The sequence below is a fragment of the Flavobacteriales bacterium genome (genome assembly GCA_016700415.1).
Classification (GTDB): Bacteria; Bacteroidota; Bacteroidia; order Flavobacteriales_F; family PHOS-HE28; genus PHOS-HE28.
On sequence record CP065018.1, the window covers coordinates 1,267,247 to 1,292,066 of the forward strand.

Sequence of the window (24,820 nt, forward strand, 5' to 3'; positions counted from 1 at the left end):
CCCTTACACGGCGGATCAGAGGGGTTTATCAAGAGGCTTTCCGGTTGCTCGCATGGTCGCGGAACACCATGTCCGCCAAGCCTTGCAGGCCGGTGTAAAAGGCGCGGCCTTGGTTCACCTCGGTGAAGCGCTCTATAAAGCGTTGCAGGTAGGGATCCTGCGCGATCATGAAGGTGGTGATGGGGATCTTCGCCTTGCGTGCCCGCATGGCGGCATCCAGCGTGCGCGCCACGATGAAGGGATCCAGCCCGATGCTGTTCATGTAATATTCGCCGTCACGTTTGATGCAGCTCGGCTTACCATCGGTGATCATCACGATGCGGCGGTTCTTCAGCTTGCGGCGGCGCAGAATGTCCATGGCCAGTTCCAGCCCGGCGACGGTGTTGGTATGGAACGGCCCCACTTGCAGGTAGGGCAGGTCCTTCAGGCTCACCTGCCACGCATCGTTGCCGAAGACCACGATGTCCAGCGTGTCCTTCGGATAGCGGCGTGCGATCAGTTCGGCCAGTGCCATCGCCACCTTCTTCGCAGGGGTTATGCGGTCCTCGCCGTAGAGGATCATGCTGTGGCTGATGTCGATCATCAGCACGGTGGCGCAGGCGCTCTGGTGCTCGGCCTCCACCACTTCGAGGTCGTCCTCGCTCATGCGCAGCTCATCGATACCGCGTTGCTGGGCGTTGCGGATGCTGTCGCTCATGGCCACTTGCTCCAACGCATCGCCGAAGCGGAAGGCGCGGCGGTCGCTGGTGACCTCATCGCCCTGTCCGGTGCGGCGCAGGCCGTGGCTGCCGCGGTCGCTCTTCTTCAGTTTGCCGAATACCTGCTCCAGCGCGCGCTCACGGATCAGTCGTTCGGCCTTGCCGGTGAGGGTGATCCCCTCCCCTTTCGTCGGCACGCCGAGGATGCCGTGTTTGAAGAGGTCCTCCTTGAAATTCTCGAAGCTGTATTCCGCCGTGAACAAGCCGTGCTCCTTGTCCACTTCCTGCATCCAGTCCAGCGCTTCCTCCACATCGCCGCTGGTGTGGGTGAGGATCTCCAAAAAAATGGGCAAGAGCTTTTCGAAAGGCGTACGGTCGTCCTTCGGGGGGAGGTATTTTTCGAAGCGTAAGCCAAGCATTCCAATGCAGTCGCAGCGTTCGTGCCGACTACAGGTACAAAGGTAGCGGGAAGGGTGCGCAGCGGATGATCAGCTACGCACCCTTTCCACTGAGATCACGCGATCACTACCGGGGCGGAGGCCAAAGGCTCTTCAGGATCAATGTGCAACGATGAACCGGCGCGTGCTGCGGCTGCCCTTTGCATCGGTCAGGAGCACTTGGTACACACCGGCATCCCATTGCGACACATCGATGCGCTCCACGGCCGGGGCATTGCCCGTTGTGCCGATCACCTTGTGCATTACCGTTGCACCGCGCATGTCCACCACTTCCATCGTGGCGGCACCTTGCACTTCATTGAACGTGACTTCGGCGATCTCGCTTGCGGGGTTCGGGAATACGCGCACGTTGAAGGGGTCCGTGTGGAGGGCAACAATGCCGACGGCCGTATGGTCGAGCCATTCGGTGTACGCATAATCCTGATTCAGGAATTGGGAGGTCAGGGAATCCGAAACCGTACGCAACACGGGGAACTTGCCCCATAAGGGATAGTAGGCATTGACGTTGTGAACATGCCCCACAGTGATCGGGAAACCGCTAACGGTAAGCGGGATCGTTTCGGTCAAACGCGTGGTCACACGCAACACCTCCACGGTGTCCACACCACCCGGCAACACCACGCGTCCCCACGCATCGGCGGTTCCCGTGATCCCTCCGTTGCGTGTCGTAGTGTTCCCATCCACGGTAACTGATCCTACGAAAAGATCGGTCCAAGAGGGGTCGCCGTATGTGAGCGGAAGGGTGAGTTCCAGCATGCTGTTGGAAAAGGAGGTGACCAGGTGGTAATCGGTACCAGCCGCATTGATCGTCTGGGTATCCCCCACCCGCTCAATGCCACTGGCCGTTGCCATGAAGAAGATCGTGTCCGCACCTCCGTTGGTCAAAGCGAACTGCGCGCTTGGGAACTGCGCTCCGTTGGGCAAGCCCGCGGGATCTTCCCACTTGTACGTATTGGTGGCGGTGCTCACCAAGGAATTGAAGTTGAAAAGCATCCCTGTGCCACCTGCTCCGGGGGCCACATAGGCTCCTCGCTGCACGATGAATGTGTTTCCTGTATTGGGCACGTTCCCCGGGGCCACCAAGGTGATGGATTGCGCACCGGCGGCGAGGGCGAAGGGGAAGGCGAGTGCGAGAGCAGCGTAACGATCAAGTCCCATGGTTCTGGTTTTGTAGGTTGCAAACGTAAGACATGGCCAAATGGCATTCCGTTGCTTGGACAGGGCTATCACGTTTTATCTTCTTTTTCGAGGTCAATGGCCCGGTGTATATCGGACCATTGCCGGAGAGTCGTCTCCCCTCCTTTTTGGAAGGAGGGGTTGGAGGTGGTCCGCTCACTGAATGCACCACCCCTGCCCCTCCTTGAAGGAAGGAGGGGAGAACTTCAACCATCGAGGCTGCATCTGCGGCCATCCAGTGCCGAAGGCACACAGCAGCCGGTCCGATATGCATCGGACGTGGCAACGGCATTATCTGTGTCATCTGTGTCATCTGTGGTCAACTCCCCGCGGCAACGGCATTACTCGCCTGGGCGAAGCGCTTTGGCGAAGCACGGTCCGTGTAGATCCGTGTGGATCCGTGGTTCCCTTCTTGTCCGCTCACAGAATACACCACCCCTGCCCCTCCTTGAAGGAAGGAGGGGAGAACTTCAACCATCGAGGCTGCATCTGCGGCCATCCAGTGCCGAAGGCACACAGCAGCCGGTCCGATATGCATCGGACGCGGCAACGGCATTATCTGTGTCATCTGTGTCATCTGTGGTCAACTCCCCGCGGCAACGGCATTATCCGTGCCTATCCGTGTGCATCCGTGGTTCAACTCTTTTGAGGCCGTGTCCGCCGTAAGGCGGGCGCACAATACCCGATCACCATGGACGGACCGGACAGATGCCCGTTTCTTCGTCTCTTTGCGGCCCATCCCATCCAACTTCATGCGGCACAGCATCAGCGATATCACAGAGACCATCCGCGACAGGCGGACCATCCAGCCCTCGGACTACACCGACCGGGAGGTGCAGCGCGACGTGATCGACAAGGTGCTCGGCAACGCCATCTGGGCGCCCACGCACGGCATGACGCAGCCTTGGCGCTTCACGGTCTTCACCGGGAAAGGCCGGGAGCGGCTCTCCGCGTTCATGGGCGCGGAATACATGCGGCTCTTTCCGGGGGAGAAATTCATGCAGCGCAAGTACGACAGCCACGTGCAGCGCCCCTTGCAGAGCAGCGTGGTGGTGGCCTTGGGCCTGGCCCGCGACCCGAATGGCAAGATCCCCCTGCACGAGGAGCAGTATGCCGTGGCCTGCGCGGTGCAGAACATGCACCTCACCTGCGCCGCATACGGCCTTGGCGCGTTCTGGAGCACCGGTTCCGTGCTCACCGGGGAGGCCATGCGCAACTTCTTGGAACTCGGCCCGGAAGACCATTGTTTAGGCCTGTTCTACATGGGCTACCCCGCCGGTGAATGGCCGAAGGGCTACCGGAAGCCGTTGCCGGAGTTCGTGAGGTATTTGGGGGAGTAGTTGTCAGTTGTCAGGCCCGGTTACTGAGAGTCCGTGCGGCTCAGGGTGCAGTGCGTTCTGCCAGTTAGTGATCGGTGATCTAAGTTTCTGGTACAGGGTACAGGGTACAGGGTACAGGGTACAGGGTACAGGGTACCGAGTACTGCCGACGCACGCTGCCGACTGCCACTGCCAACTGCTACCTGAAATAGCCAAAACCACCGCCCTCAGGGGCCTGCCTTCGGTACTAAGACCTCCAAAGGCGTCTCCCTAAAAATACCCTCCCGGTCCTCCGGCCTTGCCGCTGCGTTCCAGAAGAAACCTTCCAAACGCATTTCGTCGGTCGGTGCTTTGTCCAACGGATAGAGCGTGGCGTCCGGCTGGGTGATGAAGCTCACCGTGCTCACCTTCCCGCTGTCCAAGCCCACGGTGATGCGGCTGCAATCGGCGCGGTTCATGCCGGTGGTGCGTTCCGTGGTGTCCTTCTTTTCACGGGAGAAATAGACCGTTCTGCAATTGCCTTCCGCGGTCAGCTGCGCAAGCTCGTCGTTGCGGAAATGGCCGATCATCGTGGTGCCCACCACCTGGTCGAAATGCAGGCTGTCCGCTACGGAGGCCATGAACGCGGCCCCGTTCACGAAGAGCGTCTCGGCATGCCCGTTGCTCAGTTGGATGCGGACCGTATCGCCGCTGATCTGGTCGGTCTTGCTCCAAATGAACGGCTTGCCGCGCAAGGTGATGAGGCTGTCCGCTCCGGTATAGGTCATCGTATCGCAGACGCCTTGGAGGTCGCTCTTGAAGAAACGGACGTTCCGGTGGGCATCGATGGTCCGCTTGCCGAGGCTGTCCTCCCTACCGAAGAGCGTATCCGCATGCAGGAAGAGCGAATCCTTGCCCATCAGCATCACGAGCTCCGCACGACCGGTCACCATGGACCTGCCTTCTTGTTGACGGTGCTTGCCCAGTTCGCCACGCACCAACAGGTTGTTCACCGTATCCGTGATGGTGACATGGCCCCAGCCCGCGCCCTCACCGGTGGCGCGGTCGTAGTGCAGGCTGTCGCCGGTGAGCTCCTGCCCTTCGTTGGCGATGCGGCCGGCTTTGGTGAAACGCCCCTTCCCCGTGCGGGTGTCATAGCTGCCGCGCTCGCAATACATGCGCGTCTTTCCCTGGGTGATGTGCGTGGGCCCGAAGAACTCCGCGATGCCGGTGGCGGTGACATACTGCAGGGTATCGGCGGTAATGGTGCGGTCCGGGTGCTCCAGCCTTACGCTGTCGCTGAAGATGAAACGGCGGCTGTCCGCGAGGTAGGCCCCATGCCTGCTGGTGAGGGTATTCTCGTCCCGGAGGCTGACGATGCGCGCACCCTCGGCATATTCCGCCCGGTGGGCGCGGACATCATAGGTGAGCGCCTCGGTGGTCAGCTCCATACCGGGGTCTTTGAGCCGGACATTCCCGGTGATGCGGGCCATGCGCTCGGCTCCGGAATACTGGAGGCGGTCGCCGCTGATGTTCAGCGTATCACCTTGTTTGAGGTGGACGTTCCCGAAGGCGGCCACGCGTTCATCCTCATAGAGGTAGGCACTGTCGCAGTCCATCACCGCGTCCGCCTGCTTGAAGCGGACATGACCGATAAGCCGCTGTGCGCCGGGCGCGATGATCTGATCGAACTCCCAGCGGTCCGCATTGAGGATCTCCACCCGGTCCTCGTTCTTCTTGGCCGCGGGTTGCGCATAGGCAGCGAAAGCAGAAGCGGCAAGGATCACGGCTGCGAAGATCCTGTAGGTGCTCATCCGCCGATCATGTGGGTATGTCTCAGCCGCTTCCGCCACTGCCTTCACGCATAAGGCGGACGACCTACTTGGCCTTCGCGGCCTTTACGGCTTGATGCTGTTGATTCAGGCCGGCCACCACGGCCGAGGTGATGTCCAAGCCCTCGTTCCCCACCCAGATCTGCCCGGCGTCCTGGATGCTGAAGATGTAGTCGTACCCGGCCGTGCTGTTGTAGCTCTCCAAAAAGCCGCGGATCTTCTGGGTGATATCGCGCAGCATGTCGGTCTGCATCTTGTCCAACTGGTCCTGTGCGCTGGTGCGCATGTCCTGGATCTTCTGGCCCAGCTGTTCCAGTTCGGCCTGGTCCTGCTGCAGTTCGGCCTGGGTGCTGTAGGTGTGGTCCTTGCTCGTGAGCTGCTCATAGCGGCCCTGCGCTTTCTGCATTTCGCGCTGCAAGTTGTTCTCCATGCGCTGCCCCTCGCTGCGCACACGGTCCGAGCTTTCCTTCACCAGCGCATAGTTGGCCTCCACGGAATCCATGAGGAAATAGGCGATCCGGCCCTCGGGGACCGATCCCGTATCCCGCACCATCGGTAGGGGCTGCACTTCATTGGCGCCACCGATCTCCGTGAGCTGTTTTTCCAAGAGGCGCTGCGGCACTCTTGCGCGCACGAGCGACCAGACGATGGCGGCGGTGAGCAGGATGTTCCAAAAAACGAGGAGGAGAAGAAGCGAACGCTTGGACATGTTTTTTTCAGGAATGGCGCGAAGTTAGCCCACGTAGGCACCAAAGGCCGTGCCGTTCGTGCTCAAAGGCTCACGACTCATAGGCTCATGACTAACGGACCCCTCCAGGCCTCTTGGCATCTAAGGCGCATTCGTCACTGCGGGCCCGCCCCGATATGCATCGGGGCGCAGTCCCGGTTACTCCCGGAACACGCACATGGCCATCGGCCTCTTGGCTCCTTCAGGCTCAGGCGCATTTGTTCCATGACGACAGCGCATGGGTTCCGGCTCTTTCGGCATTCGGCTCTCAAAGCGTATTCGGTCTCAGGCGCATTTAGGCTTTAGGCCACTTGGCGCGCCATAAGGGACCCGGCCCGTCAGGAAAGGAAGGCTATGGATAGCTGGAACAACTGCCGCAGCGTGCGGGCAAGGCAATCGGACACATCGAAGACATGTGCTGGACTTTGTGTGCTGATGGTGCATACGGATATCGCCGTGGTCTATAGATGCACCTTGCTAACCAGAGGCAGTTGATAACACGAAGTCATACTCTGACTTGGACGGGACTACATTGTGCTGCTCAAAAAGACTCCTGTCCCTCTCATGGTTGATGCATTTCGGATATCGCGTATATTGAACTCGAAGCATCTTGTCACCGGGTTGAGCCATAACCTTTATCGGTATCCCGCAAGGTTCAGTCCCAGATTTGCACGAGAGATCATCACGAGCTTAAGTCAACCAGGGGACCTAGTCGTGGATCCGTTCCTCGGCGGAGGCACTTCGGCGGTGGAGGCTTTGTCCAACGGGCGCAACTTCCTAGGATGTGACATCAACCCTATCGCCATTTTCGCATCCAAAGCCAAGATCACAAGGTTTTCGGAGGAGAACTTCGAAGAGGCACTCGAACTCCTTAATGCTAGAGAGGAGCAAACCAACAGTGGCAGTGCGGTTCCCAAGCGATACATAAAGGACGGCTACCTGAACAACGTTCCGAAACGGTTTCTACGACTTGTCGCGCCAATCCTGATTTTGACTGAAAGAAGTAGCGATCCGGATGTCGAGCTGTTCGTACGATCTGTTCTCCTGAAGACGAGTCAATGGGCACTCGATTGTCGGGAGCACACACCAACTGGCCGAGCAATCCGTAAACGCCTTGTTGAGGATGCCCACGCTGTGTACTTAGGCGCGTTGGCTTTCACCCAGCAATGCGATGGGAGCACAGCACGATTTGGTGTACGACCGGTGGCTCAAATACACTTGAGCGCTGCACAGGATTTGCCAGCCAAACTGCTAACGAGTAGCATGCAACTCGAAAAGGCCAAACTCATCATCACGTCCCCTCCGTATGCCGGCACCCATATTGTGTACCACCAGTGGCAAATCAACAGCAGAAGAAGAACCCGCGCTCCGTTCTGGCTCATTAATTCAATGGACGGGATGGGCGCCCCCTATTACACCTTCGGTGACTATCGGACACACGCCAGGTCGAAGTACTTCGAGGAAGCATTAAACGTCTTCTCTACGATGAAGACCATACTTGACCCAGCAGGCACCTTGGTTCAGCTCGTCGGCTTCTCAAATCCCAGGGCGCATTTGCCCCGCTATCTGAACATGATGGCCGCAGCGGGGTACGAGGAGGTTACCGATCGTGATTCGCTTGGACGTGCGCAACGGGTTTGGCGCAATGTCCCCAACCGGCGTTGGTACAACAACACGGGTGCATCGCCAGCAAATAGCCGTGAAGTCATGTTGATCCATAGACCTGTATAATATGCCAGACCAAAGTCCTCTTCTTGAACGCCTACTTGTAGCGACACGACCGAGTGAGGTCCAAGCGATCCTTACAGAATTAGGTGACCATGCGGAAAGGGGTATCCGAAGCCCATTCGGTGTATCGCAATTCATGTGGGAACCATACAACGGCAACGAGAACAATCTTGGCACGATCAACCTCGGATCTAATTCAGGCCGTAGCCTTACTGAACGAATTACCAATTCGATTGACGCATTGCTTGAAGCTCGAGCGAATGTCACTACTGGAACTAAGCCCAATTCGCCACAGGAAGCTATGGCTAACTGGTTTGGGCGTCCAATATCCGGACCCGATAGCGGGCTGTTCGAATGGGACTATTCCGCCGCCAAGAATGACAGAAAGCTGCACGTCATCCTGCAGCCAGGGGATACCGGTGAATCTCCCACAGTCGATGTACTCGATGCCGGCGTAGGGGTGTCACCAACCGAGTTCCCCAACACGATACTCTCGCTTCATCGAGGAAACAAGATCACCAAGAAATACGTGGCCGGTGCATACGGTCAAGGTGGTGCATCAACACTTCGGTTTTGCGACTTTGTCCTGATAGCATCGCGCTCACCATCTAACCCCGGTGAAATAGGATTCACTCTGGTGCGAAAAGTCCGGCTTGATGAAAGTTATAAAGAGGACTGCTACGCCTATCTAGCTGTTCGTTCCCTGGAGGGGAAAGCATCGGTATTGGTGGCCACACGTGCAACACCGATACTTGTTCGGGTCTCCGAGGTACTCAAACGGGAGTATAGCATTACGACCGGCACACTGGTCCGGCACTATGGCTTCCAACTCTCAGGCAACGCAGCCAAGCTTAGCGCTGTGCCCGGGAATCTCTATCACTTCCTGCACTATTCGATGTTCGATCCGCTGTTTCCTTTCCGGATCGTGGATAATCGCGAGGCATCTACTGCTCGTGACGAGATAGTTAGAGGTAGTCGAAACCGACTCATGAGCTATGCCAAGGTGCGGGAAGAAGCTGATGAGGACTCGCGCACTCAGCTCATGCACTACAGGCCAATGGAATGGGTTGTTCCCGCTGGTAGCACTAAGCCATGCGTCGGTGTTGAGTATTGGGTAATCTACAACTATGAACGCAAAAGGAAAAATGCGGATTACCAACTGCGGCCAGATTCCAATGCACTCTACATCCGGAAGAAGCATCCAGTTGTTTTTACCCTCAACGGCCAGAACCAAGGTGATCTCGGGAACTACCTCTTCAAGCAAGCGAACCTCCCAATGGTTTCGCGGCACACCATAGTTCATATAGATGCCTCTGCGGTGCCTAAGGACGTTCGCAATGGCCTTTTCACATCCACGCGCGAGGGTGTACTGGAAGAGGGCGCTGTTGCTAAGAGCATAATGCAGGAACTTTTTAGAATGATCTCCGAAGATGAAGTTCTGCACGAACTTGAGAAGAAGTTAGAGGACTCGGTAACCCAAAAGGCTTCGCAGGAGACAGAAGGTGAGGTGCAGCGGCAAATCTCTGCCCTTCTAAAAGAGGCTGGGTTTGAATCCACCGAGAGTGCAAATACAGATACGCCAGGAAAGAATGGCGGGGGTGCGGCTCCCACGCCACAACCTCCAAAACCACCGGTGGAGCCTCTTCCGACATTACCTTTTCCAGAGGTTACAGAATTGGAGATCGTGTATCCTAAACCGTCGTTCGAGTTGGCAATCAACAGCACGAAATACCTCTCCATTCATACTAACGCGGATGCTCGAATGAATGACCGGTTGGATATTCGCTTCGAACCGGTATCGCTTGGCATCGCCTCTCGCAAGCCACTTAAAGGTGGTCGCGCGGGTTGGCGCCTGCGTGCCACTGACGATGCGAAGGTGGGGCAGAAAGGCCGTGTGGTTGTTACTATCACCAAGTTGGATGGTGCTCAACTTTCCGACTCGACAGAGTTCATACTAGCGGAGCCGAAATCTCAGCCGGCAAAAGATGGAAAGGGGAAAATACCACCATTCAAGATTCTCCCCATCACGCCAGATGATTCGTTTTGGCCTTCAGTGTGGGATGAGGATGTCTTCACTGACAAACTGGGTGTGGCATACAAGCCCATGAAGACGGCCGATATGATTGTTGTGTACTACTCGACAGTGTTTGGGCCCTATGCTCAAACAGTTGAGCGCCTCAAGACGCAGAATGAGAACAAGATGAAGCTCTTCATCACCAATTATCAGGTTTGGATCGGCTACCACGCCATCATCCAATTGAAGAGCCAACTCATTGACGCAGATACTCGAGAGGATGAGTCTATTGAATTGGAACAGGATGCCGAGCGTGTGCGTGTGGCACAGCTTCAAATTCGGCAGGCAATGACAATCACTGATCTCATGCTCAAGGTGAGCAAAGCGCAAGAGGCTGAGCGCTAACCATAACGCCTCCCAAGCTTCCCCACCACTGTTCTCGGCTCAACCGTGAACTGCGCTTCCGGATAAACGGGCCGTAGACCCGGATTGCGAAGTGAGCGCTTCCAGCACTACACGGGTCTTGAGCGCCGCGGTGTGCTTACGGTAGTTCTTCTTCGTACTCATCCTTTGGCAAAGTTCCGACCTTCGCCTGTCCTAAATTCCCCGACCACCTCACTCCGGCACGGTGATGTTGCCGTTGGCGATGGAGAAGGTGGTGCCGCCTAGCGCGCCGCTGCCGTAGCCCCCTCACTCCAGCAATTTAGAATGATCGGAGCGCTAACCGATAAGCGTAGATCCCAGCTTGCGAAGAAGCTGATCAATGAAGCGATCCCTCTCTTCTTCGCTCGCACGGCGAAATTCCGAAACATCAGCATCCGGAATGAGCAGAACCTGGATAATGATGTAGGCATCATCGCAGAGACGACCAGCGAAATCGATTTCGACGGGACCTCTGTAGTCCAATACGATGGGTCTTTTGTCGGTCAGCAATACTAACAAGGCATCCCGATAAGTGGATAGTTGCTCCTTGATGCGAGCCTGTGGAAGGTCTTGTAGCAATGAATACAAAACATTGAGAACCCTGGATCTTCCCCCAACACCTAACGCAGCACATGCTCCGAGCAAAGCCGGAAGGCACTTTTCATCATATAGGTTCAACACAGCCAGCGCATTGTCGCACCGTCTTCCCTTGCTATCCAGGAATTGTGCGAGCTGCCCAGCGCTCTCGGGATCATGAAGAAGGATCACGAGTGTAATGGGGGCACGCCGCACGTCCCGTCCAACCGGACTATCCAACACCTGTTCGATCATTCGAATGTCTACCATGCCCTATCAGGGTTTCACGACAACGACGGTTCCGGGATCAGGCTGGCTGTTCAGTCGCCGTATCATGGTTCTCGCTCCGCCACGGGATAAGGGGTCAGTCCCGTTGAGGGCCTCATCAACAAAGGTGGCTGCATGTGAGGCGCTGTTCACCCGCATGGTGAGGTAGAACCAGCAATTGGCCCTCTGGGTTGTACGATGGTTCACCAGCGAATGCCGGTAGTGGACGTTGCTGGAACAACTGCCCATGAACAAGACCGCGCAGCGCAGGTTCACCGTGTCCAGATCCCCATGACCGACGGTCACTGCCGTTAGGAAATCCGGGGTTCCGCCCACCGTGATCTGCGCGTAGTAGTTGCGATTGAGGATCGGCTGGTCAGGTCGTAGGCTGAATTGTTCCGCTTCAACGCTGTGGCAAGTATGCAGATTCCTCCACGCTCCACGTATGTTACAGGGATGCCTCCGGTCCTGCCTGGTCAACTTCCCACGCCGTCTCATCCGCTCCACATCTTTGGCTGCACTAGCGGCTCTCACCAATGCCGAAGGCAGGGAAAGACCTGGATTCGCCGCGGTGATGTCCAGCTCCCGCGGTGCAACTCCATGTTCGAGGATATCGCCCATGCATTCGGTGTCTGTGGCATCCCATCCCATTCGGAAGTGCTGGCCCCATGGATTCACCGGCATATCCACGGCTGTTGGACAATGTGCTGTATTGGCCGGTCCGAATGCGGGGCCCTGTCCATAACGCGAATGGCCACTGTAGATGACCCATGCGTCCCTCTCCTCCAATGCCGTGCGGAATTCCGCCATCGTATGCACCAGCTCGATCTCAAACTTCGCTGCAGCTACCGGGCCACGCGGGAATGTCCATCTGAGACCAGGAGGCCAAACCCAGTTTGGTTGTGCCCGGGTATTGAGCATTCCAACCAGATCCGCCTCTTGCGGGGCATCGCGGATCTCGATACCGGATGCAACAATGATGCGCTGGGGCATGACCGGTCAGATGCTCACGGTGTAACCACGTTCAACCTATCATACACGAACCCTTCGGTGGGAACGGTGACGTCGAACTCTTGAACGATGGGGTAAACGCCCTCGGGCTTCAATGGGTCCACTGGTGCTCCTGGTGTGGAATCCACCGTCACGTAGTCGGCGCTGTCCGTATCCAGGTCGCGTTCACGCTTGCGGAAGGCAGCAATGTCGTCGATCAATCGTTTCAACGGTCCACTTGTGTCATTGTATCCCGCATCGCCTTCCAGATGCTCGCGCAACCACGCCAATGCTTGGCTCTCCAAACCCGGCTTTATCGGGAGACATACCCTCGCCCATGCGGAGTTAAGGAATTCATTCCTCCGGTGGTCACCATCAAGTTGCAAGGCCCAGCCAAGTGAACTACCCAATGCAGCCGGTTCACTTTCGCTGGTGATCTCATACGGCATGCGGTCCACCAACCCTTTGCCTTGGAACCGAGGCTTCCACCAGGATGGATGGTTGTATGTGAACATGCCATCGATATCGAAGAAGCGGTGGAATTGTTCAATCTCTAGTGGGGTCGGTTCACTGCGCTCATCGCCTCGTCCAAAGAGATAATCCACCATTCGGTTCATCACTTCATAGCGCTCCTCTTTCCGGAGATCGTTCGCGGGTCTTGGACGGATGCGACTACGCTGCGTGATCAGGTTCTTCTGCTGCTCGAACTGATCGATCATGGCACTCTCCGTGATCTTACTCGCTGCATCAGCCCGCAATAGCTCCCACGCATCCAATACCGCTTGACTGGGTGAATAGTTGTAGGTGTAGTTCAACTGCACGGTGGCGGAATCCCCCGGGAGAATGGCGATCCGGGCGGTGAAGGTTCTGGTAGCAGGGTTCCATAATGATCCAAGGTCCACCTCATTGTGCGGTGCAGGAGCCTCATCGTCCTTGCCACCACCTTCCAGATCCGTCATACTGTCCACTCGCACTCCCGTGATATCGCGATCTGGGCCGGGCTTGATGACGAACTCCACGGCGTAGTATTCCACTCCATCGGTATGCCTGAACACGATAATGCTTGTGCTTACGCTTCCCGTATCAGAGCCACCGATAGGCCGCGGGGGTACTCCCGGTGGAACATCAGGTACCGCGATCGGTTGAGCGTCCCGGTATAGCACGAACTTGCTGCGCGCTAAGCCATGCCCGGGATCGCGCAAGTACAATTGCCAGACCAGTCGAGGGCCGAGGTCCTGCACCTTCACTTGCACACGGCGCAGAACACGGCGTAACCCATAGCTAACGGGATCTGCGCCATCGTTACGGATCACCCGGCGCGTGCTGCTCGTGGTGGTGGTGTCGGTAGAGTCCGTGGTTTTTATACTGAAACTCTTGGTGATGCGCTCCGAAGCTCGCTTAGTCATTTCCTTCAGGCGTCGTGTGGATAGCTCACGGCTGTTCTGCGAAGAGGTGTTCAGGCTGGCCGATGCTTCGGCACCAACAGACCACACCCCAATGCCCCCGGATGCGTTCGCGCTCATAGAAGCGCTCGAGTCCATTTGCATCATACTGCTCACCTTGTCGCTCACCTCATCCAGATTCTTCTCTTCTGTGGCCGATTCGCTCACACTTTCCAACCCTTGCTCCAAAACCTCTTCATGGATCTGTCGGCGCACAGTCTGGTATAGCACTTCGAGCGTTTCCAATGGAGCCACGGTGAAGGCCTCCTCGACCGGTCCTACACCTTCCTCCAGATTGAAGTACAGTTGGCGGTAGTAATGCGCTACCCCGATCGGAGAGAGCATCTCATAGGAGAGCCACGGCCAGAAATGCGGAATCTGGATACCATCATAATGCAGGTCTTTGCTCAAGCGGACCATTAGATCGTCTTTCGCACCAGCTTTCACCCAATCCCGCACCGTGGTATACATTGTCTGTTCCAACTTCATCTTTACATCATGCACGTTGATACCCGGCACTGCCTTGCCCATTCGCCGATCCAATAACACGGGTATGTTCATCAATGAACCGAATGAGTCTGCCGCCTTCTTCACCGCGCTGCGCACCAGGTCATTCATTCCCCACGCCTTGCTCATATGCTCCATCGCCGGCACCGCTGAGGGGTCTAACGATACGGCACCACTGACTATCGCCTGAGACCCAGAAGCCATCATACCCGGAAACCTTTTCATTTTTGCCTTTACCAAGGCGTCCGGATCCATGGGAAGCCCCATATGGTTCAAGGGTATCCACTTCGGCGCATCTTGCAACTTCAGATCAGGACGCATCGGCAGTCGAGGGCGAAGGGTTTCGTTCAAACCATACGCTGTGGGAAAGTGCTCCTTGCGGACCATCAACTTCGCCTTGGGATAGCGCAGGGCCAGATCCATGGAGAGATTCCGCAGCGTTAAGAAGGATATCCATTGAATGATGAGCGGCTCATAGGTTGCCACTGTCATGGTGGCGTACGGGCCGGAGAAACGTTTCAGTTCGGTTGCCATGGTGATGTTTATTTGAATGCTGCAAATCAACTTTGGCAAGTCGACTCCCACAATACCCGATCATAGGTATTTTTTCCAGAGACCGATCGTGTTCCCCAGCCCGGCGTTCAACTGATTCCCGAGTGTCACCAGTTCATCCGCCTCCGGCGGTCAGAGGCCAAAGGTCCCTCAATGCACCGCCCCCGCATCCACCCCACCCTCCAGCATCTCCTGTAGGTCCGCAGGCAAGGCATTCAACAAGTCCAGCCCGGTAACGGCTTCGATCTGGTCCACGCTGGTGCGGTAGTCATACCACGGCTGTGCGTTCGCGTACTGAGTGTTGGGCATGTCCACGGCGATGATGCGGGTGGTTGTGACTGGCGTGGGTTGGTGGGGCACCGGGACTGCGCCCCGATGCATATCGGGGCGGGCCCGCAGTGACGACATCAACCGGCCCGTAGTGACGACGCACCGGGACTGCGGGTCGGGGCCCGCAGTGACGAGGAGCCGGGCGGGCGCTGGAAGATCGACATCCTACCGTGGAAAACATCGCCAGCGGGGCGGCATGCCGTTAAAAGCGCCCCGGATATCTTGGCTGCGAGCAATAAACCTGCGCCCGCCGTCGCTCCCGTCGTGCGCCAAAACGCAGGCTATGAAATTTTGGATCGGAGAGCACATCCGCCAAGCGCGGGTGCTGAAGGGAGTAACGCAAGAATGCCTGGCCGGGAGCATCGGCCGCAAACAGAGCTACCTCAGCAAGGTGGAACGCGGCTATCGTGAGCCGGGCTTCCATGAGGTGCTTGTGCTCCTGCACCTGCTGGGTGCAGTGTTGCCCCCCTTGGTCGGTGGCCTGCGGCCGGACAAGCCGCCCACCCTCTAAAACCGTGATGGCCCCACCGGGTCGTCGGCACAACAGGTCGGAAGCGATCCGGGGCAATTCATGCGAGAAATAAGGTGATCTATCGCGCACCTCAAGGGAACTTGGTCCGCACATCAGGGAGACTTGACCCACACATCAGGCAGACTTGCTCCCCACAATAGGCAGACTGTGCCCGCACATTAGGCAGACCGTGCCCCCACATTAGGCAGACCGTGCCCCCACATTAGGCAGTCTGTGCCCCCACATTAGGCAGACTGTGCCCTCACATTAGGCAGACTGTGCCCGCACATTAGGCAGACTGTGCCCGCACATTAGGCAGACTGTGCCCGCACATTAGGCAGACTGTGCCCGCACATTAGGCAGACTGTGCCCGCACATTAGGCAGACTGTGCCCGCACATTAGGCAGACTGTGCCCGCACATTAGGCAGACTTTATGGCCCTTGTTCCACCCTGAGTGCCCTTGGGTCAGGCCCATCCGTGGTGGAATAAACTATTCCTATTGGAATTATGCCGCGGTATTTCGCACGGCCGACCAAGCCCTGCCCCGGGGTGCGGATATTCCGGGCCGGAATACCGCGAACACCGCTGTTACCGGGCCGTTGCAGCCCCCATGGACCGCTCACAACAACGGCATAAGCCACCGGGTCCGGGGCTGTACATACGATGAAAGCGAATATTCGCCTCTCTCTCTCCCGGTTGAACCCCGTGTCGGTGCTGGTGTTGCTGCGCAACGTGATCAGCAAAATGACGGGGAATGCAAACTTCCCGACGCCCAAGGTGCCTTTGGCGGACATGACCACGCTGGCGGACAACCTGAGCTTGGCCATCGACGACGCCAACGCCGGCAGCCTCTTGGCGAAGTCCAAACGCGATGACCTGGTACACAGCGCCAAGGAGGACCTCAACGCCCAGGCCGACTATGTACGCAGCATCTGCGGCGGCGACCGTTCCATGCTGCTGAGCAGCGGTTTTGAACTGGCCAAGGAGCGCACGCCCATCGGTATCCCCGGTGTGCCTGCCAACCTCTTCACCCGGATGACGGGCAAGATGGGGCAGCTGGAGGTGCGCTTTGACAGCGTACACGGTGCGCACGGTTACCAGCTCTGGATGACGGACAAGGACCCGGAGCTGTACAACAGCTGGAACGCGGTGGGCTACACCACCCGCGTGAAGCACCTGGTGACGGACCTGGAGAGCTACAAGGCCTACTGGTTCTGCGTCAGCGCCATCGGCACCGCCGGTGAGAGCGCACAAAGCGGGCCCGCCTTGGGCAGGGCCGCATAAAGTGGCCCGCGTACCGCAACGAGCGTGCGGACCGCGAAGTACTTCTTCACAGCAAAAGCCCTCCGGATGTTCCGGGGGGCTTTTTGCGTTACGGGTATCGGGGTACCTAAAGACTCATGAGCTCTTTGAACCGCAGCGCCTGCCGACGGCTCACCTCCACCACTTCCCCCGTGGACAGCGAGCAATTGAGCCCGTTGCTCCCGCAAGTCTTCCCGGCCAACCAAACTATGCGTTCCAGCATGCTTGGCCGGGGCGACTTGTGGGTGATGTTTGATGTTTTCATCCATGCTTATCCGTGAAGTCTTCGAACTTCACACCCCAAAGGCCCAGCGGTGAATGCAAAAACATTTCACGATCGATGCCGAGTATGACGCCCCGAAGTAGTGCAGTGTAGCAGTCTGAAGACTGCTGGTGGCTTCTATGCCTTGATCAGCTACTGAGGGCAAACCCACAAGTCGCCCCGACCTATTTGGACAGGGGCTCACCTTATTGTTGGGTCGGAAAGACTTGCGGGAGCGAGGGCTCCCTCAGCGGTCTCCGCCTCGGGATCGTAAGTACAGCGCAGATCAATGTAGCACCACCAGCGATCGCATCAACCGATCACTCGCGTTGCTCAAGCGCGCTACGTACAAGCCGTTCGGAACACCGTTCAGGTCCACGCGCATTTCCTCCCGGCCTTCGGGCCATGCCATGGTGCGCACCACCTGCCCCATGCCGTTGAGCAATTGCAGCTCCGCGCCGGTCTTCAGTTGCGGACACCTTACTGTTACTTGATCCTGCGCGGGCACGGGGTAGAGCGCCATCTCCAAAGGCGCGACTTCCTTCACATGCGTTATCAGGTCGGGGATTTCATCGCATTGGACGCCCTGTGAGGCGTACCACGCGTGGATCGCCACGCTCCGCAGCTTCAGTGCATCCAAGCTTTCAAGCCGGTTGCCGCTGGGGGCAAGGGCGAATGGGAAGGCCATGTCCACGCACAGGGTATCGCCCGTGTTCAGCGTTAGTGGACCGATGGAGCCGATACCTTTTCGATCACTGGGTTCGTTGCCCGTAGCTTCTTCCGTGAAAGGCCCACCCGGGTACTGGAAATGGGAAGGAAATCCCGTTTGCATGAACGGCGCCCCCTGCTGCGTACCGTCTATTAGATCGTCGAACGTGCTGTTAGCTGTTGCCGTGAACGCCGACATTTCCCGGTTCAGGAACATAACTCCCTGTGCAGGGATCTCCGAGCCATATCCGTAAGAGTAATAAGTTTCATCCAGATCATCCGCATTGTACACGTAATACAGGCTCTGCAGCGAATCACATCCAAAAAAGTCATCGTCCGGATTCCCAAGGCTCAGATCCGTGAACATGCCGAAGCGGACGTCGGTATAATCTTCCGGTCCGCGATCGATGATGGTGAAATTCGCGAAGACCGTGTTATACAGATCCACATTCGAAGGTTGGTCATAGGCGTAGATCATGATGCCCAGATCCAATTGCATGAGCGGGTAGGTCCCACCATAGTCGGGAATGCTGTGTTGTATGGAATAGATGGCTTGGTCCCCCCGGATCAATGGATACTCACCGGCCAACGGTTCATACAGCCCGTTCCCGTTCAGGTCCGCAAAGGGGGCGATTCGTGCCGGCTCCCCATTGGCCACAAGACCATTTCCCGGCCAGGTCAGGATAGCATGAGGCGCCTCATAGCCCGGATCGGCCCAATGGGCGGCATGATTAGCGATCATGGTTTGATCCAGCTTCCAAACTTGGTAGTAACGGGTGAAGAAATCGTCATCCATCACGTCTGCAGAGGGTCCCGCTTGAGCTGCCATAACATCACCATGTAGAGGTGTTGCATGGCAGCGTTCACCCATGTGCGTACCAACCACCCACGGTGCTGCCTCCTCAAGGCTATGAGCGAGGCCCGTTCGAGGCACCCTGAATGCAGGTCTCCCGGTCAAATTACTACGGAACAGACTCGAATTGGTAGCTAGCACCGCCTCCGTGTTACCGATATCCAAGTAGGCATATCCCATTCCTTCATCCAGCTTGCATATTCCCGTTACGATCCGGTGGGATAAACCCTGCCCTCCACCCAATAGCAGGTCACCTCCATATTGGATCGAACAGCGGGGATTGAAAGGGATCTCTGTCCTCACATCACCGTCCACCCACATCGACCGGGTGTTAGTACCGCCAATGATGTAGCCCGATATCGGATGTGCCTCAATGCTGCTAGCGGGCGGGACAAAGGACAGATCGGGGTCCCCGAAAGGCTCGCTGAAGGAACTGCCATCATATACGGTGCAACCGTGGAGAGAGAGCGAGCCGTCACCAAGGGCGGTGAAATATCCGCCCACGACAAGGCCGGTGGGCGTTGCGAGCAACGCGGTCACGGAGTTGTTCAAACCTTGCGCCACCTCCACCCAATGCTGACCGTTCCATTTCACCAAGCGGCGCAGTTCCGTGGGATCGTTGACCTGTTGAGTAAACGCCCCCCCCTGCATAAAGCTCACCTCCGAACGCTTCCAATGCATTAACATGATAGATGAACGCGTCGCCCAACGGCACCCAAGTGGTTCCGGTCCATCGCTTCACCCAGCTCCGCGATGGAGGTGAGTGCTCGGATCCTGCGGCATAAAGTTCTCCATTCAGTACACAGAGGTCGTACGCCCTGCCGGATTGGAATGCCGTGCCCATGGGTTGCCAGCCACTTCCATCCCACCGTGCAACACCGTGGTAGACCGTATCCCAGCCCGCCACAATAAGGTCGCCGTTGAAAACGACCATGTCGGTAACGATGAAATTCACATCATCAAAAGCCTCAGGATAATCAAAATGGGCCGTGCCATCCCAGCCTTGTAGGTTCCTTCGCTCATGCCCATTGAAGATCAGGAATGACCCTCCAAGCACCAACTGTCCGTTATACTCGACCATCGCGTTCACCCCACCATCACAATCATAGTAGGGCATCACCCGCTGGGCCTGTGCTGAGTGAGTGAACAGAACGCTCAGGAACACGGGGCCCAAGGTTGTGTGTAAGCGCGTTTTCATGGTGAAGAGGTTTGGAGGTTGTGCGAACTTCAGCTAACGTAACCGCTTCTTCGCCCTTCATTCCGGGCCTTACGGGCTACGGACCCTATTCATCCGACATGTGCCGAATGGGACAGGTAGCGGTGTTCTACTTAATAGCTCCCTCAGCGATTTCCTCCACCCCGGCGCTTGGCTGTTTGCCGAGTGCCAAACGCCACACGGCCTCCGGCCAACTTGTAAACTCCACTGCGCTCAGCCAAGAACCCAAAGCAGCTCCTAAGCCTGAACAGCCTATCAACGGCCAATCCGCCTTTTGCCTGAAAAGCCAATGGCGGAATGTCGCCACCCAAAACCAATATCCCGGAGGCACCCAGAAAGGTCTTACTCCCCCAATGCGTCAGCCTTGCGCACATCCTACATATCGAGTGTTGTTCACAGGCTCATCAGCTCTTTGAACCGCAGCGCCTGCCGACGGCTCACCTCCACCACTTCCCCCGTGGACAGCGAGCAATTGAGCCCGCCGCTGAACCAAGGTTCGATCTTGTCCACCCAGGCCAGATTGATCATCTGCTTACGGTTGGCCCGGAAGAAGACGTGGGGATCGAGCTTCTTCTCCAGGTTGTTCAGCGAACGCAGCACCAGCGGCTTGTTCTCCCCGAAGCGCACCCGCACATAGTTGCCCTCGCTCTCAAAGAGGCGCACGTCCTTCAGGGTGACGAACCAGCATTTCTCCCCGTCCTTGATGAAGATGCGGTCCTCCGCGGTCAAGTTCTCACGTTGCGCACCGTTGTCCTTCGGCAATTGGGCGAGCTTGTCGACCGCTGCGGCCAAGCGTTCGGGGTCGATGGGTTTCAGCAGGTAGTCCAACGCGTTCACCTCGAAGGCCTTCACGGCATGCTCGTCGTAGGCGGTGACGAAGACGACGTGCGGGGCCATCTCCAAAGCTTCCAGCAACTCGAAGCCGTCGCGGCCGGGCATGTTGATGTCCAAGAAGAGCAGGTCGGGCTTCAGCTCCGCGATCAGCTTCTCGGCTTCGTCGGCGTTGGCGGCCTCCCCTACTACTTCGATGTTCCCGAACGGTTCCAGCAGGCGGCCCAGTTCCTTTCGGGCCAAGCGTTCGTCGTCGATGATCAAGGCTTTCATGCTGTGTTGTTTTACTCAGTTACTTCCTGTGGCACGCCGGCGTCCATGAGCGGCAGGTGGACCTCACATACCACCATGTCCCCTTCATTCCGGATGCGGAGCGAGGCTTTACGGCCATAGATATGCTCCAGCCGTTGCTCGGTGTTCCGCAGTCCGATCCCCACCTCCGTTGATCTGCCTTTGTTGTAATGGCCGGTGTTGCGCACCGTCAGTACGATGCCGTTCTCCCCGGCATGCGCGGTGATGTACACATCGCCTCCCTTCTTCAACTTGGCGATGCCATGTCGGACGGCGTTCTCCACGAGCGTCTGCAGCATCATGGGCGGCACGGGATGCCGTTCCAGCGCCGGGTCAATGTCGAAATGCACGCGCAACCGTTCTTCGTACCGCATGGATTCGAGCTGAAGATAGGAGCGCACCATGTCGATCTCCTCGCCCAATGGCACGGTCCTTCGCTTCACGGTGGACATGGCATTGCGCAGGATGGCGCTGAGCAGTGTGATGGAGCGCTTGGCGCGTTCGGGGTCCTCTTCGATCAACGCACGGATGCTGTTGAGCGCGTTGAACATGAAATGCGGGTTCAGCTGGCTGCGGAGGTTGGAGAGCTGGCCCTCGCGGTTGGCGGCCTCCAATCTGAGCGCCCTCAATTCCTCAATGCGGCTGCGCACGATGTAGTGGTAGGCCACATAGAAGAGCGACCAGACAAAGAGCTGGAGCACCCAGCTGAGCAACACCTCGAACAGTCTACGGTCGTTATCGCCGATCAGCGGTTCGGCCGCCTGGAACGCCGCATCGTGCATGGCGGCCTGCAGCAGGCCGGCCACCGCGCCTAAGGCAACAGCCCCCATCACCATGCGCAGGAAGAGCCTGCCCACGGACATGTCCAGCCAGTGCCATTCCTTGAAGAACAGGCGCAGGGCGTGGCTGCTGGCGATACCGATGACGACCATGGCCAAGGTGACCAGTCCGAAGGTCGCGGAGAAGGAGCCCTCCATCCATGCGGGCAGCCCCAGCAACAACATGTAGCCGGTCCATGCCACGAGCTGGGTGGTCCAATACAGTAGGAGGTTACGCCGGTTAACGGACATGGGTGCCAAATTACCGTTGGATGCTTCCATGCGCAGTGCGCGATCCATGAGCGGGCGGGCCTTCCTTTGACCGGTGCGGGAACAGAAAGGCGGGCTTGAGGATCCGTCTCCCCTCCTCTCTTCAAGGAGGGGAAAACCACGAGCGCTCAGATGATCGTGTTTGACCACAGTGCCAGAGAGTCGTCTCCCCTCCTTCCTTTATGGAGGGGTTGGGGGTGGTTCAGTAAAGGTTCTGGCAATGTATGGACCACCCCTGCCCCCTCCTTGGAAAAAGGAGGGGAAAACCACGAGCGCTCAGATGATCGTGTTTGACCACAGTGCCAGAGAGTCGTCTCCCCTCCTTCCTTCCTTTAAGGAGGGGTTGGGGGTGGTTCAGTAAAGGTTCTGGCAATGTATGGACCACCCCTGCCCCTCCTTGGAAAAAGGAGGGGAAAACCACGAGCGCTCAGAAAATCGTGATAGAGCACCGTGCCAGAGAGTCGTCTCCCCTCCTTCCTTTAAGGAGGGGTTGGGGGTGGTTCAGTAAAGGTTCTGGCAATGTATGGACCACCCCTGCCCCTCCTTGGAAAAAGGAGGGGAAAACCACGAGCGCTCAGATGCACGCGGATCAACCCTTGGCATGCACCTTGCGGAGGTCCGGACCGGACCGGCCGACCGGCTGGTGAAAACGGTTGCAATACCTTTCCCAACGGTACCATGAACTTCTTGGGACATCTTCTCGTATCGGGTAATGCCCCCTTGACCATCGTCGGCAACTTCATGGCGGACGCGGTGAAGGGCCGCGACCTTTCCGGCTGGTCCGCCGGTCTTCAAACAGGCATCCGGATGCACCGTCGCATAGACAGCTACACGGACAACCACCCGCTCACGTTGCTAGGCCGTGAACGTCTGCGCGCGCATTGTGGAAAGTATGCGGGCGTGGCCTTGGACCTGTTCTACGACCATGCCATCGCCAGCCGCTGGGCCGATCTCAGCGCGGAGCCACTGCCCGCTTTCGCCCAGCGGATGTACAGCTTGCTTCAAGAGCATGCCCCGCTGATGCCCGAACGCACCCGGTACATGCTGCCGTACATGGTGGAGAACGATTGGCTCACCTCCTATGCCGGTATCGCGGGCATCCGGCGTGCGTTGAAGGGTTTGTCCGCACGGGTGCCCGCAGGGGAGGCGCTTCTCGGTGCCGAAGTGGTCCTGGAGGAGCACCATGCGGCTTTTGAAGAGGAGTGCATGCTCTTCTTGCCACAACTTCAACATCACTTGGCCGGGCCGGATGGGTAAGGCGGAACTCATCGGATGCGGCCTTTTCGCCGTGCTGCTCGGCCTGCCACTGATCTGGGGGCCGAGCGCGACCGAGCGGGCGCATCAGACCCAATTGCCCTGGTCGAAGCCCCACGTGGCACGGGACCTGAGGCAGATCCGAAAGGACACCCTGCGCGTGCTGGTGCTGAGCGACCCGTTGACCTGGGAACAGCGCCCCGGCGCCATGACCGGCCTTGAATGGGAGCTGTTGGAACGCTTCGCAAAACGGCAGCGCCTGCACATCAAGGCGGTGCCCGTCGCGGACCGCGACAGCATGCTGGTGATGCTTCAAGAAGGCCGCGGCGATGTGATCGCGGCACAGCTTACCACCGATGGCTGGACGGCTCCCTTCACGCACCGGACCCAGCCTTATCGCCTTGTGGCCGGCATGTACGCGAGGCCCCGGACGGCAAGGCCAGGCTCCAGCGACCAAGGATCCGCCGACACGCTCGCGGTGAGCGCGTGGTCGCCTTTTCTGGACAGTCTGCAACTGAGCACGGCCGTCGATAGTGGGGTCGTACTGCATATCGTTGACCAACTACCGGAGGAACTGCTTGCGCGGTCCGCAATGGGCAAAGTGCCTGTGGTACTAGTGAGCGATGCCACGGCCGACATGGAGGCGAAACGCCTGCCCTTGGTGGAGTTCGGCCCACGCTTGGGAAAGTCGGTGCCCTTGGTCTTCGCCGTGCGCACGAACGCGGACCACCTGTTGCACGCACTGGACACTTGGCTGGCCGTGGCCTCGGAGCGCGAGGCACGCAAGGCGATCATAACGGCGTATGAAAATGGGCTGGACACGCGCGGCACAATACGATCCTTCAGCGCACTGGCCTTTGGTGGCGATACGATCTCACCTTATGACAGCTTGTTCCAAGTACACGCGGACAGCCTTTCGTGGGACTGGAGGCTGCTCGCAGCGGTGGCCTTCAAGGAATCCCGCTTTGATACCACAGCGTTGTCCTATGCCGGCGCGGGAGGCCTGATGCAAATGATGCCGACCACGGCATTGCGCATGGGCGTCACTGCTGAAGGTGGGCTGAACGGGCACATCGAGGGAGCTTCGCGCTATTTGGACCGGCTGGACCGCATCTGGCTGAAGGAGGTCCCCGATCCCGCGCAACGCTTGAAATTCGTCCTGGCCGCATACAACGCCGGACCGGGCCATGTGAAGGACGCCCAACGACTAGCCGAAGAACTGGAGCTCGACCCGAAGCGCTGGGACGGCAATGTGGAACGGGCGATCGTACTGCTGAACCGCCCGGGCTATTTCACACGCAGCTGCGTACGGACGGGCTATTGCAGGGGGCAGGACACCTATTGGTACGTGCACGATGTGGTGCAGCTTTACGCTTGGCTGCGCGGTAGCAAAGGCCACGGATAAGGAACATGCCGGGATGAGACGACATGGCTCCTATTCGGAAGGCCCTGTCCAGCGTCGCTCATCCCACGCTTGGCCATCCC

General features: G+C 58.0%; 19 protein-coding genes. 8 read left to right on the plus strand and 11 right to left on the minus strand.

Annotation, left to right across the window (positions count from 1 at the left end; translation table 11 throughout):
• Positions 1-28: 28 nt before the first annotated feature.
• Both IPP95_05405 and IPP95_05410 read right to left on the minus strand, forming a co-directional pair.
• Positions 29-1,117 carry a VWA domain-containing protein gene (locus IPP95_05405; protein ID QQS73659.1) on the minus strand — a complete coding sequence of 363 codons (1,089 nt, stop codon included), beginning with the start codon at positions 1,115-1,117 and terminating at the stop codon, positions 29-31.
• Between the two features lie 138 nt (positions 1,118-1,255).
• Positions 1,256-2,314, minus strand: coding sequence for a T9SS type A sorting domain-containing protein (locus tag IPP95_05410; protein QQS73660.1), 1,059 nt, complete (start codon positions 2,312-2,314; stop codon positions 1,256-1,258).
• A 770-nt stretch (positions 2,315-3,084) separates the two neighbouring features.
• Here IPP95_05410 and IPP95_05415 point away from each other — a divergent pair.
• On the plus strand, positions 3,085-3,672 hold the full coding sequence (locus IPP95_05415) for a nitroreductase (GenBank protein ID QQS73661.1): 588 nt from the start codon (positions 3,085-3,087) through the stop codon (positions 3,670-3,672).
• Between the two features lie 206 nt (positions 3,673-3,878).
• Here the strand turns inward: IPP95_05415 and IPP95_05420 are convergent, their stop codons facing one another.
• Positions 3,879-5,444 carry a hypothetical protein gene (locus IPP95_05420; GenBank protein QQS73662.1) on the minus strand — a complete coding sequence of 522 codons (1,566 nt, stop codon included), beginning with the start codon at positions 5,442-5,444 and terminating at the stop codon, positions 3,879-3,881.
• Between the two features lie 64 nt (positions 5,445-5,508).
• Positions 5,509-6,171, minus strand: a complete 663-nt coding sequence (locus IPP95_05425) for an OmpH family outer membrane protein (GenBank protein ID QQS73663.1) — start codon at positions 6,169-6,171, stop codon at positions 5,509-5,511.
• A gap of 582 nt (positions 6,172-6,753) precedes the next feature.
• On the opposite strand from IPP95_05425, the gene IPP95_05430 reads away from it, so the two are divergent.
• Together IPP95_05430 and IPP95_05435 are read left to right on the plus strand one after the other, a co-directional pair.
• Complete coding sequence (locus IPP95_05430) at positions 6,754-7,920, plus strand: site-specific DNA-methyltransferase (GenBank protein QQS74202.1); 1,167 nt, start codon at positions 6,754-6,756, stop codon at positions 7,918-7,920.
• 133 nt (positions 7,921-8,053) lie between these two features.
• Positions 8,054-10,336 (plus strand): hypothetical protein, encoded by a 2,283-nt coding sequence (locus IPP95_05435; protein ID QQS73664.1) that lies wholly within the window; start codon positions 8,054-8,056, stop codon positions 10,334-10,336.
• 315 nt (positions 10,337-10,651) lie between these two features.
• On the opposite strand, the gene IPP95_05440 is transcribed toward IPP95_05435, so the two are convergent.
• From IPP95_05440 to IPP95_05455, 4 genes are all read right to left on the minus strand, one after another.
• Positions 10,652-11,200, minus strand: coding sequence for a hypothetical protein (locus tag IPP95_05440; GenBank protein QQS73665.1), 549 nt, complete (start codon positions 11,198-11,200; stop codon positions 10,652-10,654).
• A 6-nt stretch (positions 11,201-11,206) separates the two neighbouring features.
• Positions 11,207-12,190, minus strand: coding sequence for a hypothetical protein (locus IPP95_05445; protein QQS73666.1), 984 nt, complete (start codon positions 12,188-12,190; stop codon positions 11,207-11,209).
• A 14-nt stretch (positions 12,191-12,204) separates the two neighbouring features.
• Positions 12,205-14,670, minus strand: a complete 2,466-nt coding sequence (locus tag IPP95_05450; GenBank protein QQS73667.1) for a hypothetical protein — start codon at positions 14,668-14,670, stop codon at positions 12,205-12,207.
• Between the two features lie 168 nt (positions 14,671-14,838).
• Positions 14,839-14,997 carry a hypothetical protein gene (locus tag IPP95_05455; protein ID QQS73668.1) on the minus strand — a complete coding sequence of 53 codons (159 nt, stop codon included), beginning with the start codon at positions 14,995-14,997 and terminating at the stop codon, positions 14,839-14,841.
• 304 nt (positions 14,998-15,301) lie between these two features.
• Between IPP95_05455 and IPP95_05460 the strand changes: the two genes are divergently transcribed.
• The 3 genes from IPP95_05460 to IPP95_05470 all read left to right on the plus strand — a co-directional run bounded on the left by IPP95_05460 (position 15,302) and on the right by IPP95_05470 (position 17,113).
• Complete coding sequence (locus IPP95_05460) at positions 15,302-15,529, plus strand: helix-turn-helix transcriptional regulator (GenBank protein ID QQS73669.1); 228 nt, start codon at positions 15,302-15,304, stop codon at positions 15,527-15,529.
• A 664-nt stretch (positions 15,530-16,193) separates the two neighbouring features.
• A complete protein-coding gene (locus IPP95_05465; protein QQS73670.1) occupies positions 16,194-16,814 on the plus strand; it encodes a fibronectin type III domain-containing protein in 621 nt (206 codons plus the stop codon).
• 116 nt (positions 16,815-16,930) lie between these two features.
• Positions 16,931-17,113 carry a hypothetical protein gene (locus IPP95_05470; protein QQS73671.1) on the plus strand — a complete coding sequence of 61 codons (183 nt, stop codon included), beginning with the start codon at positions 16,931-16,933 and terminating at the stop codon, positions 17,111-17,113.
• Between the two features lie 267 nt (positions 17,114-17,380).
• On the opposite strand, the gene IPP95_05475 is transcribed toward IPP95_05470, so the two are convergent.
• From IPP95_05475 to IPP95_05485, 3 genes are all read right to left on the minus strand, one after another.
• Positions 17,381-19,336 carry a T9SS type A sorting domain-containing protein gene (locus tag IPP95_05475; protein QQS73672.1) on the minus strand — a complete coding sequence of 652 codons (1,956 nt, stop codon included), beginning with the start codon at positions 19,334-19,336 and terminating at the stop codon, positions 17,381-17,383.
• Between the two features lie 928 nt (positions 19,337-20,264).
• Entirely contained in the window at positions 20,265-20,975 is a 711-nt protein-coding gene (locus tag IPP95_05480) for a response regulator transcription factor (GenBank protein QQS73673.1), read from the minus strand.
• 11 nt (positions 20,976-20,986) lie between these two features.
• Positions 20,987-22,063: a histidine kinase gene (locus IPP95_05485; GenBank protein QQS73674.1), complete on the minus strand. Its 1,077-nt coding sequence runs from the start codon at positions 22,061-22,063 to the stop codon at positions 20,987-20,989.
• A 696-nt stretch (positions 22,064-22,759) separates the two neighbouring features.
• Here IPP95_05485 and IPP95_05490 point away from each other — a divergent pair.
• The gene (locus IPP95_05490; GenBank protein QQS73675.1) at positions 22,760-23,338 is read left to right on the plus strand and encodes a DUF479 domain-containing protein; all 579 of its coding nucleotides are present in this window, start codon (positions 22,760-22,762) and stop codon (positions 23,336-23,338) included.
• Positions 23,331-24,740: a transglycosylase SLT domain-containing protein gene (locus tag IPP95_05495; GenBank protein ID QQS73676.1), complete on the plus strand. Its 1,410-nt coding sequence runs from the start codon at positions 23,331-23,333 to the stop codon at positions 24,738-24,740. The genes IPP95_05490 and IPP95_05495 overlap by 8 nt, the downstream gene beginning before the upstream one ends.
• Positions 24,741-24,820 lie beyond the last annotated feature (80 nt).

Coding starts and splice junctions, on each gene's coding strand:
- IPP95_05440 (QQS73665.1), bottom strand. CDS start 11,200: ATGGTAGACATTCGAATGATCGAACAGGTGTTGGATAGTCCGGTTGGA.
- IPP95_05470 (QQS73671.1), top strand. CDS start 16,931: ATGAGCTCTTTGAACCGCAGCGCCTGCCGACGGCTCACCTCCACCACT.
- IPP95_05420 (QQS73662.1), bottom strand. CDS start 5,444: ATGAGCACCTACAGGATCTTCGCAGCCGTGATCCTTGCCGCTTCTGCT.
- IPP95_05425 (QQS73663.1), bottom strand. CDS start 6,171: ATGTCCAAGCGTTCGCTTCTTCTCCTCCTCGTTTTTTGGAACATCCTG.
- IPP95_05495 (QQS73676.1), top strand. CDS start 23,331: ATGGGTAAGGCGGAACTCATCGGATGCGGCCTTTTCGCCGTGCTGCTC.
- IPP95_05475 (QQS73672.1), bottom strand. CDS start 19,336: ATGCATTGGAAGCGTTCGGAGGTGAGCTTTATGCAGGGGGGGGCGTTT.
- IPP95_05405 (QQS73659.1), bottom strand. CDS start 1,117: ATGCTTGGCTTACGCTTCGAAAAATACCTCCCCCCGAAGGACGACCGT.
- IPP95_05435 (QQS73664.1), top strand. CDS start 8,054: ATGTGGGAACCATACAACGGCAACGAGAACAATCTTGGCACGATCAAC.
- IPP95_05415 (QQS73661.1), top strand. CDS start 3,085: ATGCGGCACAGCATCAGCGATATCACAGAGACCATCCGCGACAGGCGG.
- IPP95_05485 (QQS73674.1), bottom strand. CDS start 22,063: ATGTCCGTTAACCGGCGTAACCTCCTACTGTATTGGACCACCCAGCTC.
- IPP95_05460 (QQS73669.1), top strand. CDS start 15,302: ATGAAATTTTGGATCGGAGAGCACATCCGCCAAGCGCGGGTGCTGAAG.
- IPP95_05450 (QQS73667.1), bottom strand. CDS start 14,670: ATGGCAACCGAACTGAAACGTTTCTCCGGCCCGTACGCCACCATGACA.
- IPP95_05430 (QQS74202.1), top strand. CDS start 6,754: ATGGTTGATGCATTTCGGATATCGCGTATATTGAACTCGAAGCATCTT.
- IPP95_05410 (QQS73660.1), bottom strand. CDS start 2,314: ATGGGACTTGATCGTTACGCTGCTCTCGCACTCGCCTTCCCCTTCGCC.
- IPP95_05445 (QQS73666.1), bottom strand. CDS start 12,190: ATGCCCCAGCGCATCATTGTTGCATCCGGTATCGAGATCCGCGATGCC.
- IPP95_05480 (QQS73673.1), bottom strand. CDS start 20,975: ATGAAAGCCTTGATCATCGACGACGAACGCTTGGCCCGAAAGGAACTG.
- IPP95_05490 (QQS73675.1), top strand. CDS start 22,760: ATGAACTTCTTGGGACATCTTCTCGTATCGGGTAATGCCCCCTTGACC.
- IPP95_05465 (QQS73670.1), top strand. CDS start 16,194: ATGAAAGCGAATATTCGCCTCTCTCTCTCCCGGTTGAACCCCGTGTCG.
- IPP95_05455 (QQS73668.1), bottom strand. CDS start 14,997: ATGCCCAACACTCAGTACGCGAACGCACAGCCGTGGTATGACTACCGC.